This window comes from Corallococcus sp. BB11-1, assembly GCF_026626625.1.
Classification (GTDB): domain Bacteria; phylum Myxococcota; class Myxococcia; order Myxococcales; family Myxococcaceae; genus Corallococcus; species Corallococcus soli.
The window spans coordinates 442,545-456,555 of the sequence record NZ_JAPNJY010000035.1 but is presented as its reverse complement, the minus strand read 5'-3'; the positions used below and the strand labels follow the sequence as shown (position 1 = coordinate 456,555).

At 69.9% G+C, this 14,011-nt stretch carries 11 protein-coding genes; 6 read left to right on the top strand and 5 right to left on the bottom strand.

What is annotated here, in order from left to right:
* Positions 1 to 104 precede the first annotated feature (104 nt).
* Positions 105 to 1,133 carry a prephenate dehydrogenase/arogenate dehydrogenase family protein gene (locus tag OV207_RS31170; RefSeq protein WP_267558647.1) on the top strand — a complete coding sequence of 343 codons (1,029 nt, stop codon included), beginning with the start codon at positions 105 to 107 and terminating at the stop codon, positions 1,131 to 1,133.
* Positions 1,134 to 1,139: 6 nt separating this feature from the next.
* Here the strand turns inward: OV207_RS31170 and OV207_RS31165 are convergent, their stop codons facing one another.
* Entirely contained in the window at positions 1,140 to 2,483 is a 1,344-nt protein-coding gene (locus tag OV207_RS31165; protein WP_267558646.1) for an alpha/beta hydrolase family protein, read from the bottom strand.
* A 349-nt stretch (positions 2,484 to 2,832) separates the two neighbouring features.
* On the opposite strand from OV207_RS31165, the gene OV207_RS31160 reads away from it, so the two are divergent.
* Positions 2,833 to 3,366 (top strand): hypothetical protein, encoded by a 534-nt coding sequence (locus OV207_RS31160; protein ID WP_193430420.1) that lies wholly within the window; start codon positions 2,833 to 2,835, stop codon positions 3,364 to 3,366.
* Positions 3,367 to 3,511: 145 nt separating this feature from the next.
* Complete coding sequence (locus OV207_RS31155; RefSeq protein ID WP_267558645.1) at positions 3,512 to 6,241, top strand: PQQ-dependent sugar dehydrogenase; 2,730 nt, start codon at positions 3,512 to 3,514, stop codon at positions 6,239 to 6,241.
* 347 nt (positions 6,242 to 6,588) lie between these two features.
* Here OV207_RS31155 and OV207_RS31150 read toward each other — a convergent pair whose 3' ends face one another.
* Positions 6,589 to 7,098, bottom strand: coding sequence for a GNAT family N-acetyltransferase (locus OV207_RS31150; RefSeq protein WP_267558643.1), 510 nt, complete (start codon positions 7,096 to 7,098; stop codon positions 6,589 to 6,591).
* On the opposite strand from OV207_RS31150, the gene OV207_RS31145 reads away from it, so the two are divergent.
* Entirely contained in the window at positions 7,012 to 7,584 is a 573-nt protein-coding gene (locus OV207_RS31145) for a hypothetical protein (RefSeq protein ID WP_267558742.1), read from the top strand. The genes OV207_RS31150 and OV207_RS31145 overlap by 87 nt on opposite strands.
* Before the next feature lie 107 nt (positions 7,585 to 7,691).
* On the opposite strand, the gene OV207_RS31140 is transcribed toward OV207_RS31145, so the two are convergent.
* Positions 7,692 to 9,197 (bottom strand): hypothetical protein, encoded by a 1,506-nt coding sequence (locus OV207_RS31140; RefSeq protein ID WP_267558641.1) that lies wholly within the window; start codon positions 9,195 to 9,197, stop codon positions 7,692 to 7,694.
* 272 nt (positions 9,198 to 9,469) lie between these two features.
* Here OV207_RS31140 and OV207_RS31135 point away from each other — a divergent pair, with 272 nt between their 5' ends.
* Both OV207_RS31135 and OV207_RS31130 read left to right on the top strand, forming a co-directional pair.
* Entirely contained in the window at positions 9,470 to 11,251 is a 1,782-nt protein-coding gene (locus tag OV207_RS31135) for a M4 family metallopeptidase (RefSeq protein ID WP_267558640.1), read from the top strand.
* Positions 11,252 to 11,616: 365 nt separating this feature from the next.
* Positions 11,617 to 12,096 carry a hypothetical protein gene (locus OV207_RS31130; protein ID WP_267558639.1) on the top strand — a complete coding sequence of 160 codons (480 nt, stop codon included), beginning with the start codon at positions 11,617 to 11,619 and terminating at the stop codon, positions 12,094 to 12,096.
* Between the two features lie 64 nt (positions 12,097 to 12,160).
* Here the strand turns inward: OV207_RS31130 and OV207_RS31125 are convergent, their stop codons facing one another.
* A complete protein-coding gene (locus OV207_RS31125) occupies positions 12,161 to 13,729 on the bottom strand; it encodes a protein adenylyltransferase SelO (RefSeq protein WP_267558638.1) in 1,569 nt (522 codons plus the stop codon).
* Positions 13,730 to 13,742: 13 nt separating this feature from the next.
* Positions 13,743 to 13,925 (bottom strand): transporter associated domain-containing protein, encoded by a 183-nt coding sequence (locus OV207_RS31120; protein ID WP_267558637.1) that lies wholly within the window; start codon positions 13,923 to 13,925, stop codon positions 13,743 to 13,745.
* Positions 13,926 to 14,011 lie beyond the last annotated feature (86 nt).

Here is a 14,011-nt window from a genome sequence, read left to right as displayed (position 1 = left end):
CCGCCGGGCCCCTCTCGAACAGGGGCCCGGCGGTCCTGCTTTTCCGGCCTGCCCACACCTCAAGGCAGTACCGCCCTTTGCCGCCATTGGCGTAAACTTACAAAATGCCGAAAATCGCCCTCGTGGGATACGGACGGTTTGGACGTGCGCTGGGGGCGCTGCTGGAGGCGGCGGCGCTGGACTACCAGGCGCTGGACCCGGGGGCGGTGCTTCCGGACGCGCTTCGGGCCCGTTCGGTGCCGGAGCTGCTGGCGGGGGCGGAGCTGGTGGTGGTGGCGGTGCCGGTGCCCCAGATGCGGGAGGTGCTGCTGGCGCTCAAGCCCCACCTGCGGCCGGAGCACCTGGTGTTGGACGTGGGCAGCGTGAAGGTGAAGCCGGTGGAGGCGATGAAGGACGTGCTGGGCGCGCGGGTGCCGTGGGTGGGCACGCATCCGCTCTTCGGTCCGTTGAGCCTGGCGATGGCGGAGCGCCCCATGCGCGTCGTGCTCTGCCCCAACCCGCTGCACCCGGACGCGGCCCCGCGCGCGCGGCGCTTCTACGAGGCGCTGGGCTGTGAGGTCATTGAACAGACGCCGGAAGGGCACGACCGGGTGATGGCGGAGACCCACGCGCTCACGTTCTTCGTGGCGAAGGGGATGGTGGATTCAGGGGCGGCGGTGGACGTGCCCTTCGCGCCGGCCAGCTTCAAGGCGCTCTCGCGCACCATCGAGACGGTCCGCTCGGACGCGGGCCACCTGTTCACCGCCATCCAGCAGGAGAACCGCTTCGCGACGGAGGCGCGGCAGCGCCTGCTCGAAGCGCTCCAGGCCATCCACCGCGACCTGGCGGCCCTGCCCGCCGTGGCCACCGCCCGGGAGACAGAGGGCATGGCGCTGCCCGGGCTCGCGTCCGGACCGCCGGAGCCCCGGGAGACGCGCGAACACATCGAGCAGTTGGACCGCGAGCTGGTGGAGTTGCTGGCCCGCCGGAACGAGCTGGCCCGGCGGCAGAGCCGCGCCCAGGCGCCCGATGAGCCCTCCGCGACGGCGGCGCTGCTCGCGACGCGCCGGGCCTGGGCCGCGGAGCTGGGCGTGGATCCGGAGGAGGTGGAGGCCCTCTTCCGGGTCATCGTCGAGGCGCCGGGCGTCGGGTAGCTGGCCTCAGATGTATTCGTCCAGCCAGTCGAACATCCGGTGGTTGGCCACGGCCTGCGCTGCTTCCTGGCAGTGCAGGAGGCCGGTGTCCTCCTGGGTGAAGAGCAGGTAGTCCTTCGGGCAGCTCAAGGCGTCGAAGAGCAGCCGGGCCTGCCCCTGGGAGAAGGCCTCCGCGGTGCCGTCCATCACCAGCGTGCGGCAGCGGATGCGGTGGACGACGGGCTCGTTGTTGAACTCCCGCAGCTTGAAGAGCAGGTCCGACGGGGAGCTGGCCCCGTGCTTGTTCATGGAGTCCTTCATGTACCAGCGGAACAGGAACACCTGCGCCATGAGCTGGGCCATGCCCGCATCGAAGGCCTGGGGGTCGCTGTCCAGCAGCGGCATCAGCTCCGGGAAGTACATGTTGAACTGCTCGAAGGAGGACTGGCCCCAGTTCAGGACGCCGGGGTTGGGGATGAGCAACTTGATGCGCCGCTCGAACGCGGCCGCGCGCGGCACCAGCGCTCCGCCCATGCTCCAGCCCAGGAGCGCGATCCGCCGTGAGTCCACCCCCGCGATGCACAGGGCGAAGTCCACCACGGGCCGGATGACCTGCTCCCAGTCCGGCCGGAACGGCAGCCCCTGCTCGCGGATGGCCATGCCCTGCCCGGGCGCGTGCACGATGAGGCAGTGGTAGCCCCGCGCCAGCGCGGCATCCATCACATACTTGGACTCCTCCGGCCAGGCGTCGCGGCCCTGCTGGAAGATGAGCAGGGGCGCGATGCTCCGGGAGTTCGGGGCACGGAAGAAGTAGCCGGGCAGCGTCGTGCCTTCGTAGGGGATGCGCACGGGGGTGCCCGGAATCTTCAGCAGCGTGAGGGCCTTGTCGTACGCCGCCACCGCCTTGCGCCCGGTGGCGAGCACGCTCGGGTCGCCCGGCTCCGGGTGGTGGATGAGCGCGGCGCGGTAGTAGTTGGCGGCCCGCAGGTAGGCATTGCCGGCGCTGATGGCATGGCGGCGGGACAGGCTCACGTCGCCCATGGCGCGGATGCGGTCGGCGGTGCGGACCCACTCGTTGGGCCAGCTCCAGTCATCCCCCGGGACGATGCGGTGCGCGGTGTCCAGCACCTCGCCAATGTCCGCCTGGGCGCTGTAGGTCGCGGCCAGGAAGTGGAGCAGCTGGCTGTCCATGATGGGGTCGGCCATCAGCCCCAGCTCGTACCAGGGACGCGGTGCCTCTTCGGATGGAGCCGCTGAGGGAACGACGGGAGGCCGCGCCGCGAGCGCGGGGGTGCCTCGCAGCAGCGCGAGGCCCCCCGTCAGTCCCAGGCTGGCCTGGATGAGGGTGCGACGGTCCAGTGAACTGCCCATGGTCTGCGACCTCCAGCAATCGGGTGCTGGCGGGTTGAACACGCAGGGCCTCGCTTCCTGTCACCCGCTCCCGTGCATTCTTCCAGGGCCGGGTGGCCAGGAGCGCGAAGACGCGGTGGGGCACCACGAGGGCTCCTGCTGGTCAGCTCCAACCCGTCCTCCAGGGAAGGGGGACGAAGCATGGATGGACGTGCAAGCGGCGACATGGGCGGGCGGGCGGGCACGCGCCGCGCCCCAGGGCTCGCTTAGAGGGAGTGCGGCGCGGGTCGCCCAAAGGGGCCGGGACTCGTGGAGGGAGGGTCGCGGTTGATGGGAGCCATTGACGTCCCTCACTCAAAGGATCCCCTGAATGAAGAAGACGACCGCCCTGCTCTCGTGCCTCCTGGGATTGCTGGCTGCCCTCCCCGCCAGCGCCGCTGAATCGAAGGATGTCTTCGGTCAGGAGGTCCCCATCGGGCAGGGCCGGCCCACGCTGGTGCTGTACACCAACCGGGGCACCCAGGAAGAGCTCCGTGAGCACGCCTACCAGTTCATCTACGAGATGCGCGCGGAGAAGCCCATCGTCGTCGTCCGCGTGGACCTGCGCGACGTTCCCGGCCTCTTCAAGGGCATGGCCCAGAAGAAGATCCGCAAGGGCCATGATGAATCGCTCGCGGAGATGCGCGACCTGTTCCGCAAGAAGGGCGAAGCGCCTCCGCCGGAGCTGGAGTCGTCGCTCTACATGGTCGCGGACGCCAAGGGTGAACCCCACCAGTCCATGGGATTGAAGAAGGGCTTCGGCCAGGTCTTCGCCCAGGTGCTGAACACCTCCGGCCAGGAGCTCGCCCGGGGTCCCTTCTCGAAGAGCACCCAGAAGCTTGGCCAGGTCATGGCCTCCCGGTAGTGCCGGAGGTGAGTGTGTGCGCCAACGCGCACGGCAGGCCGCCCACGGCGACGTGGGCCTGCTCGCCCGAGCGGGCCCGCGGCCATGTTGGAAAAGCCTGCGATGAGGGACTGAATCCCCCTGCGCGTGCGGTAGCTTCGCGGCCATGCGCACCCCCCTCGTCGCATCCCTGTTCTCCCTGCTGCTGTGCTCGCCAGCGCTGGCCACGGTGCCCGCTGGCTTCACTGAAACCTCCTACACGTCCAACACCCTGACGCCCGCCACCGGCATGGCGTGGGCGCCGGATGGCTCTGGCCGCCTGTTCGTCACCCTCAAGAACGGCGCCATCCGCACCGTGGCGATGAAGAACGGCGCCCTGGAGACGCAGCCCAATACCCAGACGCTGGTGACGCGCGTGTTCGCCACCGAGCCCACCGTCCACACCAACAGCGAGTGTGGCCTCATCGGCATCGCGTTCGACCCGAACTACGTGGTCAACCGCTACGTCTACGTCTTCGTCACCGTCTCCCCCAGCGAGCAGCGCATCGTGCGCTACACGGACGCCAACGGCACCGGCACCGCGCGCACGGAGGTCGTCCGGAGCCTGCCCACCACGGGCAACAACCATGATGGCGGCGGCATCGGCTTTGGCCCGGACGGCAAGCTCTACTGGGCCATTGGCGACCTGGGCAACGGCACGGGCGTGGACGCCGACCTGACGTCGCTCGCGTCCAAGGTGGGCCGCGCCAACCTGGACGGCACGCCCGCGAATGACAACCCGTTCAACGACGGCGTGGGCCCCAACAACGAATACATCTGGGCGCGCGGCTTCCGCAATCCGTTCACCTTCACGTTCCAGCCCACCACCGGCCTGCTGTGGGTCAACGGCGTGGGCACGGGCTACGAGCAGGTCTTCGTCGTGCGCCGTGGCGACCACGCCGGCTACAACGACTACGAGAACAACCAGCCCACCAACGGCTACATCCCGCCCGTCATCAAGTACCGCACCAACGGCTCGGACACGCGCAACCTCCTCGCCACGGGGGGCGCCGTGCGCGCGGGGGGCGTCACCACCTTCACCACGACGGGGGGACATGGCTTCCGCAAGGGCGAGCGCATCACCTTTGAAGGCGTGGCCGACGCGAGCTTCAACGGCGAGTTCTACGTCGCCAGCGCGGCCTCCGCCCCCGGCACCACCACCTTCACCGTGGCCCAGCCGGGGCTGCCCGATGCGAGCAGCGGCGGGGGCACCGCGCAGACGCAGGCGCTGGGCGGCTCCATCACGGGCGGCACGTTCTATGACGCCACCCTCTTCCCGCCGGAGTACCGCGGCAACTACTTCTTCGGAGACTTCAACACCGGCCAGGTGACCCGCGCCACGCTCGCCGGGGACAACTCGGTGGCGACGGTGGACGAGTGGGGGACGGCCTTCTCCTCCAACGTGGACATGGCGGTGGGCCCGGACGGAGCGCTCTACGCCCTGGGGTTCACCAACGGCACCGTGCGCCGTGTCACCCCGGCGGCGGCCGGGCAGAAGCTGGTGGTGACCTCCCTCAACCTGCGCATCGTGGAGGGCGGACGCGCGGCCTTCACCGTGCGGCTCGCCCAGGCCCCCACCGCCCCCGTGACGGTGCAGGTGGCGCGCGCCATGGGCGGCTCCGAGGACCTGAGCATCGCGGGCAGCACCACCCTCACCTTCTCCCCGACGGACTGGAGCGTGCCCCAGGTCGTCACGCTCGCGGCGGCGGAGGACGAGGACGCGACCGCGGACACCGCCACCTTCGTGGTGAGCACGGAGGGCCTCGCGGACGAGTCCGTGGTGGCCACCACCATCGACACCAATTCTCCCCGGCTGGTGCTGTCCACCACGCGGCTGACGGTCCCCGAGAACGCCACCGCGACGTTCGACGTGTCGCTCTCCCTGCGCCCCACGTCGAACGTCACCGTCACCGTGGCGCGCACCCAGGGCGACGAGGACATCACCGTGGACACCGGGGCCACGCTGAGCTTCACCCCCTCCAACTGGAGCACGCCCAGGCCCGTCACGCTGCGGGCCGCGCCGGACGCGGACAACCTGGATGGCGTCGCCACCATCACCCTGGCCATGCCGGGCCTGGATGCGCGCGCAATCGAGGCCGTGGAGGCGGATGACGAACCGCTCGCTCCCGCCATCACGTCCACGCCGGGCCTCACCGCCGTGGTGGGCGCCCCCTACCGGTATGACGTGGAGTCCACGGGCCGGCCGACGCCGACCTACGCCCTGGTGGGCACGGTGCCGGCAGGCCTGACCCTGGACGCGGCCACCGGCCTCATCACCTGGACGCCGGCCTCCGCGGGCAGCGTGGAGGTGACCGTGCGCGCGAGCAACGGCGTGGCGCCGGAGGCGGAGCAGACCTTCCTCCTCACCACGAAGGCGGATGAAGCCCCGCGCGCCGTCCTCACGCGCCCCACCGAGGGCGAGCGCGTGTCCGGCGCCACGGCGGAGTTCTTTGGCGACTGCGTGGACGACGTGGGCTGCACGCGCGCCGAATTCTACGTGGACGGCACGGTGCTCTATTCGGACGTGCGCAACGACACCCACTTCCACTTCGGTGGCGAGCACAACCGCTGGGACACCACCGGGCTCTCTCCGGGCCTGCACACCGTGCGGTTCGTCGTGGTGGACACCGCCGGAGCGCAGGGCGAGGCCCAGGTGACGGTGTGCGTCGGCGACGCGCCGTGTGACACGGCGCAGCCGGACGCGGGCCTGGGCGGCTCGGACGGGGGCACGAGCCCGCCGCCTCCGGAGCAGGAAGACGACTCCGGCTGCGGCTGCGGCGCGGCCCCGGTGGCGCCGCTCGCATGGCTGGCGCTCGCGGCGCTGGCGGCCCGGCGCAAGCGGGCGCGCACGCAGTAGCTCAGGGCGGCACGCCCTGGGATGGGCCTGAAGCCCGGTGGCCCCTCGCGGGTCGCCGGGCTTCTTCCTTCGGATGGGGGTCCGGCTTGTCTTCGTACTCCCCGTCCTCGGGATACCCCTCGTCGTCGTTCCACGCCACGAACAGCTCGAACCGGAAGGTCGCGCCCAGAACCTCCTCCCAGTAGCGCGGAGCCGCGCCCTCCCGAGGGCGCGGAAGGCCTTGCCTCCGATGTGCGCTTCAGCGCGGTGTGCCCCCGGAAAGGTCCACCAGCCATCCCTCGACCGCGATCGCGGGGCCCCTGACCGTGGGGTGCACGTCCTTCGCAGCCCCGGCCCTGGTGCGGGGCTCAGTCGGCCACGTACAGGCAGTTCTGGACGCCCTCGTAGTTGATGCGCCGGTCGAGCCGCATCCCAAGCCGGGTCGCGACGCGGAGGGAGGGCCCGTTCTCTGGGTGGATGACAGCCACGACGGGTATCGCGGGCAGGAGCTCGCGGGCCAGTGCCAGGGCTGCGCGGGCCAGCTCCGTCGCATACCCGGCCCCCCACGCATGGGGCGCGAGGCGGTAGGCCAGGTTCAGCACCTGCTGACCTTCGAGCACCTTGTAGCGCAAGCCGCCGAAGCCCACGACGGCGCCGGGGGCGTCGCGCCGCTCACGCTGAGCAATCCCTGCCCGACGCCCGCGACCTTGTCGGCGCCGCTCACCGACACGTTGCCTGCCGGTGTGACGACCGTTGGCATGGGCAGCACCATGTGCGGCGGCGGAGTCGTCATGGTCGGACAGACCACGGTGACGCTGACCGGCGGTTACATCCCGGCCAATGGCTCCTGCACGGTGACGGTGCCCGTGACCGCGCATGTCGCCGGCAGCTTCGTCAACACGCTGCCCGCGGGCGCCCTGCGGACCGACAAGGGCAGCAACCCGGCACCGGCCACGGCGATCCTGACCGTCAAGCAGGGCACGCAGGTCTCTCCCAACGTCAGCAAGGACTTCCACCCCTCCTCCATCAGGCTGGGCAATGCCTCCCTGCTCACCATCACGTTGAGCAACCCGTACAACAGGGCGGCCTACCTGACCTCGTCGCTCGCCGACTTCTTCCCCGACGGGATGATGGCGACCGGCGGCGCCAGCACCACATGCGGCGGGGAGCTCCTGTCCTACCAGGGCAGCACGGGGGTGGAGATGTGGGGAATATCCATCCCAGCCAACGGCTCGTGCACGGTGCAGGTGGAGGTCACCACCAACTGCAAGGGCCAGTTCCACAACCAGATCCCCGTGGGCGCCCTTGAAACCCACCTGGGAAGCAATACCCAGCCGGCGGACGCCACCTTGAGCGTCCACTGACAGCAGGTCCGCGCCTCCACGGGAACGCATCCCGTCAGGACACGTGAAACACGGGGCTGGACGGGTCGACCGTCCAGCCCCGTGGGCGTCTGGAGGGGCCCTTCGCGCTACGGCTCCGCGGGCACGCGGGGGCTCTGGAAGTCGTTGAACTTCGACGGGAAGTGGCTGAGGTCCGTGTCGCTGTCCTGGGCCGCCGGGTTGTGGCAGCCGAAGCAGCCGGCCTTGTTCGCGTTGGACAGGCCCGGCGCGTTCGGATCATACGCCGTCGAGCCAATCTGCAGGTACGTCTCCAGCGCGCTGTTGGCCAGGTTCGGGAAGCCCACCGCCGTCTTCTCCGGCAGGCCCGGCTTGGCCGACTGGAAGAGGGAGATCCAGAAGTCCTGATCCGGCGGCTGCGTGCCCTTGGTCCACAGCGTGCCGATGAGCTGGTAGTTCTGCCAGACGCCCGCGAGCTTCGGGCGCAGCGTGGCGTTCAGGCATGACACGTTGCCGCCGCTGTTCGCGTTGGGGTCCTGCGTGGAGGAGCCCACCACCGCGCAGTTGGCGGCGCTCGCGCCCCCGGCGGGCAGCGCGTCGGTGCGGCAGACGTTGACCTGCTGGAAGCCGCTCGTGCCGACGTGCGGATCCAGGTTGCACTGGGGATTGGCGGCCGTGACGCCGCACGTCTTCGTCTCCATCACGCTGGCGGGCACCTTCGCGGGGTCGAAGAGCGCCCAGGGCGTCCCGAGCGGAGACTGGGGCGCGATGGGCGTGCTGGAGCCCGCCGCGCAGTCCGGCGTGTTGCCCAGGTGTTCGAAGGAGGCCCAGACCCACTCACCATGCGTCGGCGTCTTCTGCGCGATGTGCAGCGCGATGAGGCCCAGGCCCGAACCGGCGCAGTACATCTGCGACGCGGGACAGTCATTGGCGGGGAACTGCCGCCAGGCCGTCTTCACCTCCACGGAGCCCATTGAACCCATCGACGTGGGCGTGCCACTGCCCCAGGGCAGCCAGAGCTGCTCCGTGTTGCCGCAGGCGGTGAAGGGCTGGCCCGGGTCCGTCGGCTGGCAGAACGCGTAGTAGTCCGCCTGCGTGAAGTAGTTCTGGCCGACGATGAAGTCATACATCGGCGCGTTGAAGCGGATGTCATACAGCACGGTGTTGCCGGAGACGTCGATGAGCTCGTCCTGGCCGCCACCCGCCTGCTTGTTGTCCAGCTTGCCCACCTGGAGCGTCGTGGCGCCACCCGGGAACGCTCCGGGAGCGGCCGCGCCGTTCGGCTGGAGCATGTTGTACCAGGGCGCGTAGGAGAGGAACCGCGGCTTGGTGGGGAACACCGGGTCGTTGGGGTCCTGCACCGTCTGGGTCAGGTACAGGAACTGGTTCCACGCGAAGGTGTGGAAGTCGCAGAACGACTGCTCCGGCAGCGGCACGTCCCCCAGCGGCTGCGGGTTCGCCACGTCGATGCTCGTGCCGTCGCTGAAGGTGCCGGAACAGAGCGTCTGCGGATTCGGAGGTGGAGGCTCCACCTTCGGGTCATCCGTGCAGCCCAGGGACAGGCCTCCCAGGGCCATCAACACCAGGGAGGACTTCGCGAGACGTCTGACGGTGGGGCGGGGCGTGAATGGGTGCAAGGACACTCTCCGGAGCGCGGGAACTGTCCGGTGCCCTACGCAAGCCGGATGCCACCGCCCCTCGCGGAGGCCATCCCCTTGGGAATTCCCTGTGCCGGGGACGTGGGGCCCTGGCGCCGCGTCGCGCCGGCAAGCACTTGCGTTGACCGGGGACGCAGCCGCGCGGGTATGCCCCATGTTCAAAAATCCATGTGGCCGTTCCAGGGGGCACCGGGTCTTCAGACGAGCCCGGCAACGTCCCGTCGGGTGACAGCCCCGACTCGGAGCATCCCATGCGCATCCGCCGTTTCGTCACGCTCGTCCCCATCCTGTTCCTGGGAAGTGCTTGCGGTCCCAGCACCGTTGAAGACGCCCAGCCCTCCACGCAGGACAGCGGGTTGGCGGCGAAGCCGGTTCGTGGCGAGGGCCTGCGCCGGCTCCAGGCCGAGCGCCCCGGGTTCTTCCGTGGCGCGGGGGAGCTGTCCGCCCGCCGCGTCCTGGTGGACCCGCAGGGCCGGACGCATGAGCGGCTGGAGCAGCGCTTCAAGGGCGTCCCCGTGTTCGGCGCCGCGGCCATCGTCCATCTGGGGCGGGACGGCGCGGTCGCCAGCGTGACGGACCGGCTGACGCGCGACCTCAAGGTGGACACCACGCCCCGGCTCAAGCTGGAGGCGGCCGTCGAGCGCGCCATCGCTTCGCTGGAGGACGGGAGCACGGTGGTGGGTGCGCCGAAGGTGGACCTGCAGATCCTCGCGGACAGCCAGGACACCCGGCTGACGTGGCGGGTGCAGCTGGAGACGGTGAAGGCGGACGGTGAGCCGTCGATGCCGAACGTCTTCATCGACGCGCACACGGGCGAGGCCGTCCGGAGCTTCGACAACCTCCAGACGAGCCGCAACCGCAAGACGTACACGGCCAAGAACCGCACGTCGCTGCCGGGGACGCTGGTGCGCTCGGAAGGCCAGGGCCCCACGGGGGATGCCCTGCTGGACCAGGCCCACGACAACGCGGGCTTCACCTACGACTTCTACGCGAACGTCTTCGGCCGGGACAGCTACGACGGGCTGGGCACGAACCTCATCTCCACCGTCCACTACAGCAAGAACTACGTGAACGCGTTCTGGAACGGGACGCAGATGGTCTACGGCGACGGCGACGGCGTGCAGTCGTCCGCGCTGACGGTGCTGGACGTCGTGGGCCACGAGCTCACCCACGCCGTCACGGACACGTCCTCGGAGCTCATCTACGCCAATGAGTCGGGCGCGCTGAACGAGGCCATGTCGGACGTCTTCGGCGCCGCCATCGAGGCGTACCGGGATGGCGTCGTCAGCGCCAACACCTGGAAGATTGGCGAGGAGTGCTGGACCCCGGCCACGGCCGGCGACGCCTTGCGCTACATGAACGACCCGGCCATCGCGGGGGACTACGACTACTACCCCACGCGCTACACGGGCACCTCCGACAGCGGGGGCGTGCACTGGAACTCCGGCATCGCGAACCTGGCCTTCCACCTGATGGTGTCCGGAGGAACGCACCCGCGCGGCAAGACGGGCAACGTCGTGCCCGCGCTCGACGCCGATGCCTACACGAGCATCCTGAAGGGCGCGGCCATCTTCTACCGCGCGAACACCGTCTACCTGACGCCGGGCAGCACCTTCGCGGACGCGCGGGGCGCCACCGCGCAGGCGGCCTCCGACCTGTACGGCGCCAGCGCCGTCGCGTCCGTCAACGAAGCGTGGAGCGCCGTGGGCGTGGCCGCGCCTCCGGTCTGGACGACGGTCACCACGGTCAACAACGTCGGCGGCAGCCGCAACAGCAGCACCAGCTTCAGCGCCGTCACGCCGACGGGCGCGACCGCGATGCGCTTCGCGCTCTCCGGCGGCACGGGTGACGCGGACATGTATGTGAAGTTCGGCAGCGCGCCCACGACCAGCAGCTACGACTGCCGCTCGGCGGGCGCCAGCAACAATGAGACGTGCACCCTGAACCCGGCGAAGCAGGGCACGTACTACGTCCTGATTCGCGGCTACACGGCCTTCTCCGGCGCCACCTTCCAGGTCAGCTCCGGACAGTAGTCCCAGAGGGTTGCGGCCCCGACCCACCGGCGCGGTCGCCATGCCCTGGCGGCCGCGCCGGTTTCTTTTGTGTGGGTGCCTGCCGCGGCAACCCGGGCGCCCCATGGAGGGAGATCGGGGCACGTGACGCACGGAACCAGCTGATTCCCGCGTGGGCCTGGTTGGCCACCGGCCACAAGGACGAGCCCCGATTCTACAAATGGAACCCGGCGGGTGAAGTCTTCCAGTGGGACCAGGAGCAAGGTCACTGGGAATTCCAAGCGACCTGTCATCCGCAGGAAGCCTCCGGCATGCGCAGCCCCAGAATGCTGCTGCCTCGCTGCTCACCTGAACTGAAGTGGTAGAAGTGCCTTGGAGCACGCCCCATGCTGAAGCCGTCACACGCCCTTCTCCTCGTGACCCTCCTGATGGATGGCGGAGCGCGTACCCTCCCCCCAGCAACCTCGGGAGCGGATGGCGGCACCGTCGTCCCTGGGCCTGGAACCACCAGGACGGATGGGGGCACCCACCCGCGCGCACCCATCATCGCGGAGGGGATCGAGTGGCCCGATGACGTGCGCCCCCTGGCCACGCTGGATGGCCCGGCCATCATCGCCGCGCACGCCGCCCTGCAGAAGCTACTGGCCAGCCTTCCAAAGGAGTATGCGAAAGACTGTTCCTACTCCGCCAAAGCCATGGAAGTCGTCGTGGGGCAACAGGGCGGGCTGTATTTCGTTGAAATCAACCGGCGCGTGGAGAAATGCGGGTGGGCGGCACCGGGCTTCAATCCCTCACCCCATTGGTTTGAGCTTTACGCCGTATCGCCTGAGGGAAAAGTCCTGGCGCGCTACCCATACCATCCGTGAGTGGGCAACGCGTCAGCACGTTCGGCAGCCACAGCCCCCGCGCTCCCAGCAGCCCTGGGGCGCGTCAGGAGCTGCACGAGAGCGCGGAGCAGCCGGGCTTTGACCGGGCCCACTCAGGCCGCCGGGCCGCGTAGGCTTCGCGGCCCGGCTGCTCGTCATGGGGGCGCCGCATCACGTCGAGCAGCTCCAGCACCTTCGAGTCATCACCCGCGTGGGCCGCGTCGATGGCCTCCTGGGCCAGGTAGTTGCGCAGCACGTACTTCGGATTCGCCGCGTCCATCCGGCGCGCCAGGTCCACGGGGTCCGCGCCCTCCCGCCGCGTGCGCTGCCACCAGGACGCAAGCCACTCCAGGCCCCGGGCGAGGTGGGGCTCCGACACCGGCCTGTAGAAGGCCTCGCGCAGCACGTCCGGAAACACGGTGGGCGCCGTGGGGGCGACCACCACGCGCGACAGGCCCCGGAAGAACAGCGTCATGTCCGTCTCCTCCGCCCCCAGCCAGGCCAGACACGCGTTCACCCGCTGCACGTCCGCTTCGTCCTCCAGGGAGGCCAGGCCCAGCTTCGCCGCGTACCGCCCCAGCATCTCCGCGTTCAGCGCGCGCTGGTATTCGAGCAGCCCCGCCTGGACCAGGCCCTCGTCGCCTTCGAAGAGGGGCATCAGCGCGACGCCCAGCCTTTCGACGTTCCACATCCCGATGGCGGGCTGGTTGCCGAAGCGGTAGCGGCCCTGTTCGGCGTCGGTGGTGTTCGGTGTCCAGTCAGGGCTGAAGTCATCCACCCAGCCATAGGGGCCGTAATCGATGGTGAGCCCCAGGATGGACATGTTGTCGGTGTTCATCACGCCGTGCACGAAGCCCACCGTCTGCCATTGCGCGATGAGCTTCGCGGTGCGGCGCGCCACCTCGTGGAAGAAGGCGGCGTAGGTGTCCTTCGACGGCGCGCCCAGCTCCGGGAAGAACTGCCTCAGTGTGTAGTCCGCCAGCTGCTTGAGCAGCGCCACGTCCCCCCGGCTCGTGCACAGCTCGAAGTTGCCGAAGCGCAGGAAGCTGGGGGCGACGCGGCAGACGATGGCGCCGGGCTCCTCCTGGGGGTGCCCGTCGTAGAACATGTCCCGGACGACCGCGTCCCCCGTGGCGACGAGCGACAGCGCGCGGGTCGTGGGCACGCCCAGGTGGTGCATGGCCTCGCTGCACAGGAACTCGCGGATGGAGGAGCGCAGCACCGCGCGTCCATCCCCTCTGCGTGAATACGGCGTCCGGCCCGCCCCCTTGAGCTGCAGCTCGTAGAGCGTCCCATCGGGAGCCCGCACCTCCCCCAGCCCGATGGCCCGCCCATCCCCCAGCTGCCCTGCCCACTGGCCGAACTGGTGGCCACCGTAGTTGGCCGCGTAGGGCGCCATGCCCGGCTCCACGGCATTGCCTGCCAGCACCCGCACCCAGGCTTCGGAGCGCAGCGCCTGCTCCTCCAGGCCCAGCAGGCGCGCCACCTCCGGGGAGAGGGCGACCAGCCGGGGCGCGGAGACGGGCGTGGGCTGGACGCGGGACCAGAGCGCCCCCTGCACCTGGCGCGACCGCGTGTCCGTGAGCGGGTCTCCCGGGGTGGAGTCAACGAAGTAGGACGTGAACTGGGGCATGGCTGCTGGGTCCTCAGGCGGGCGGGGCGACGGCGGCGTCGGGCGCGGGGTCTTGCGATAACGGCCTGCGTTGGATGCGGCACTCCTTCACGCGGTGTCCCTCCACGTCCGTCACCTCGAAGAGGGCCTCCGCGTGTTCGGCCTTATCGCCCAGGCGAGGGGGCCTGCCCAGCTTCGCGAGCACGAGCCCGCTCACCGACTCGTTCCAGCGGCTCCAAGAGCACGTCGCCCACGCGATTGAAGGCTACCGGACCTGCGTCCCATACCGTTGTCATCTGGTCG

Coding starts and splice junctions, on each gene's coding strand:
- OV207_RS31170 (WP_267558647.1), top strand. CDS start 105: ATGCCGAAAATCGCCCTCGTGGGATACGGACGGTTTGGACGTGCGCTG.
- OV207_RS31165 (WP_267558646.1), bottom strand. CDS start 2,483: ATGGGCAGTTCACTGGACCGTCGCACCCTCATCCAGGCCAGCCTGGGA.
- OV207_RS31160 (WP_193430420.1), top strand. CDS start 2,833: ATGAAGAAGACGACCGCCCTGCTCTCGTGCCTCCTGGGATTGCTGGCT.
- OV207_RS31155 (WP_267558645.1), top strand. CDS start 3,512: ATGCGCACCCCCCTCGTCGCATCCCTGTTCTCCCTGCTGCTGTGCTCG.
- OV207_RS31145 (WP_267558742.1), top strand. CDS start 7,012: ATGGTCGGACAGACCACGGTGACGCTGACCGGCGGTTACATCCCGGCC.
- OV207_RS31150 (WP_267558643.1), bottom strand. CDS start 7,098: ATGCGCGGTCACGGGCACCGTCACCGTGCAGGAGCCATTGGCCGGGAT.
- OV207_RS31135 (WP_267558640.1), top strand. CDS start 9,470: ATGCGCATCCGCCGTTTCGTCACGCTCGTCCCCATCCTGTTCCTGGGA.
- OV207_RS31130 (WP_267558639.1), top strand. CDS start 11,617: ATGCTGAAGCCGTCACACGCCCTTCTCCTCGTGACCCTCCTGATGGAT.
- OV207_RS31125 (WP_267558638.1), bottom strand. CDS start 13,729: ATGCCCCAGTTCACGTCCTACTTCGTTGACTCCACCCCGGGAGACCCG.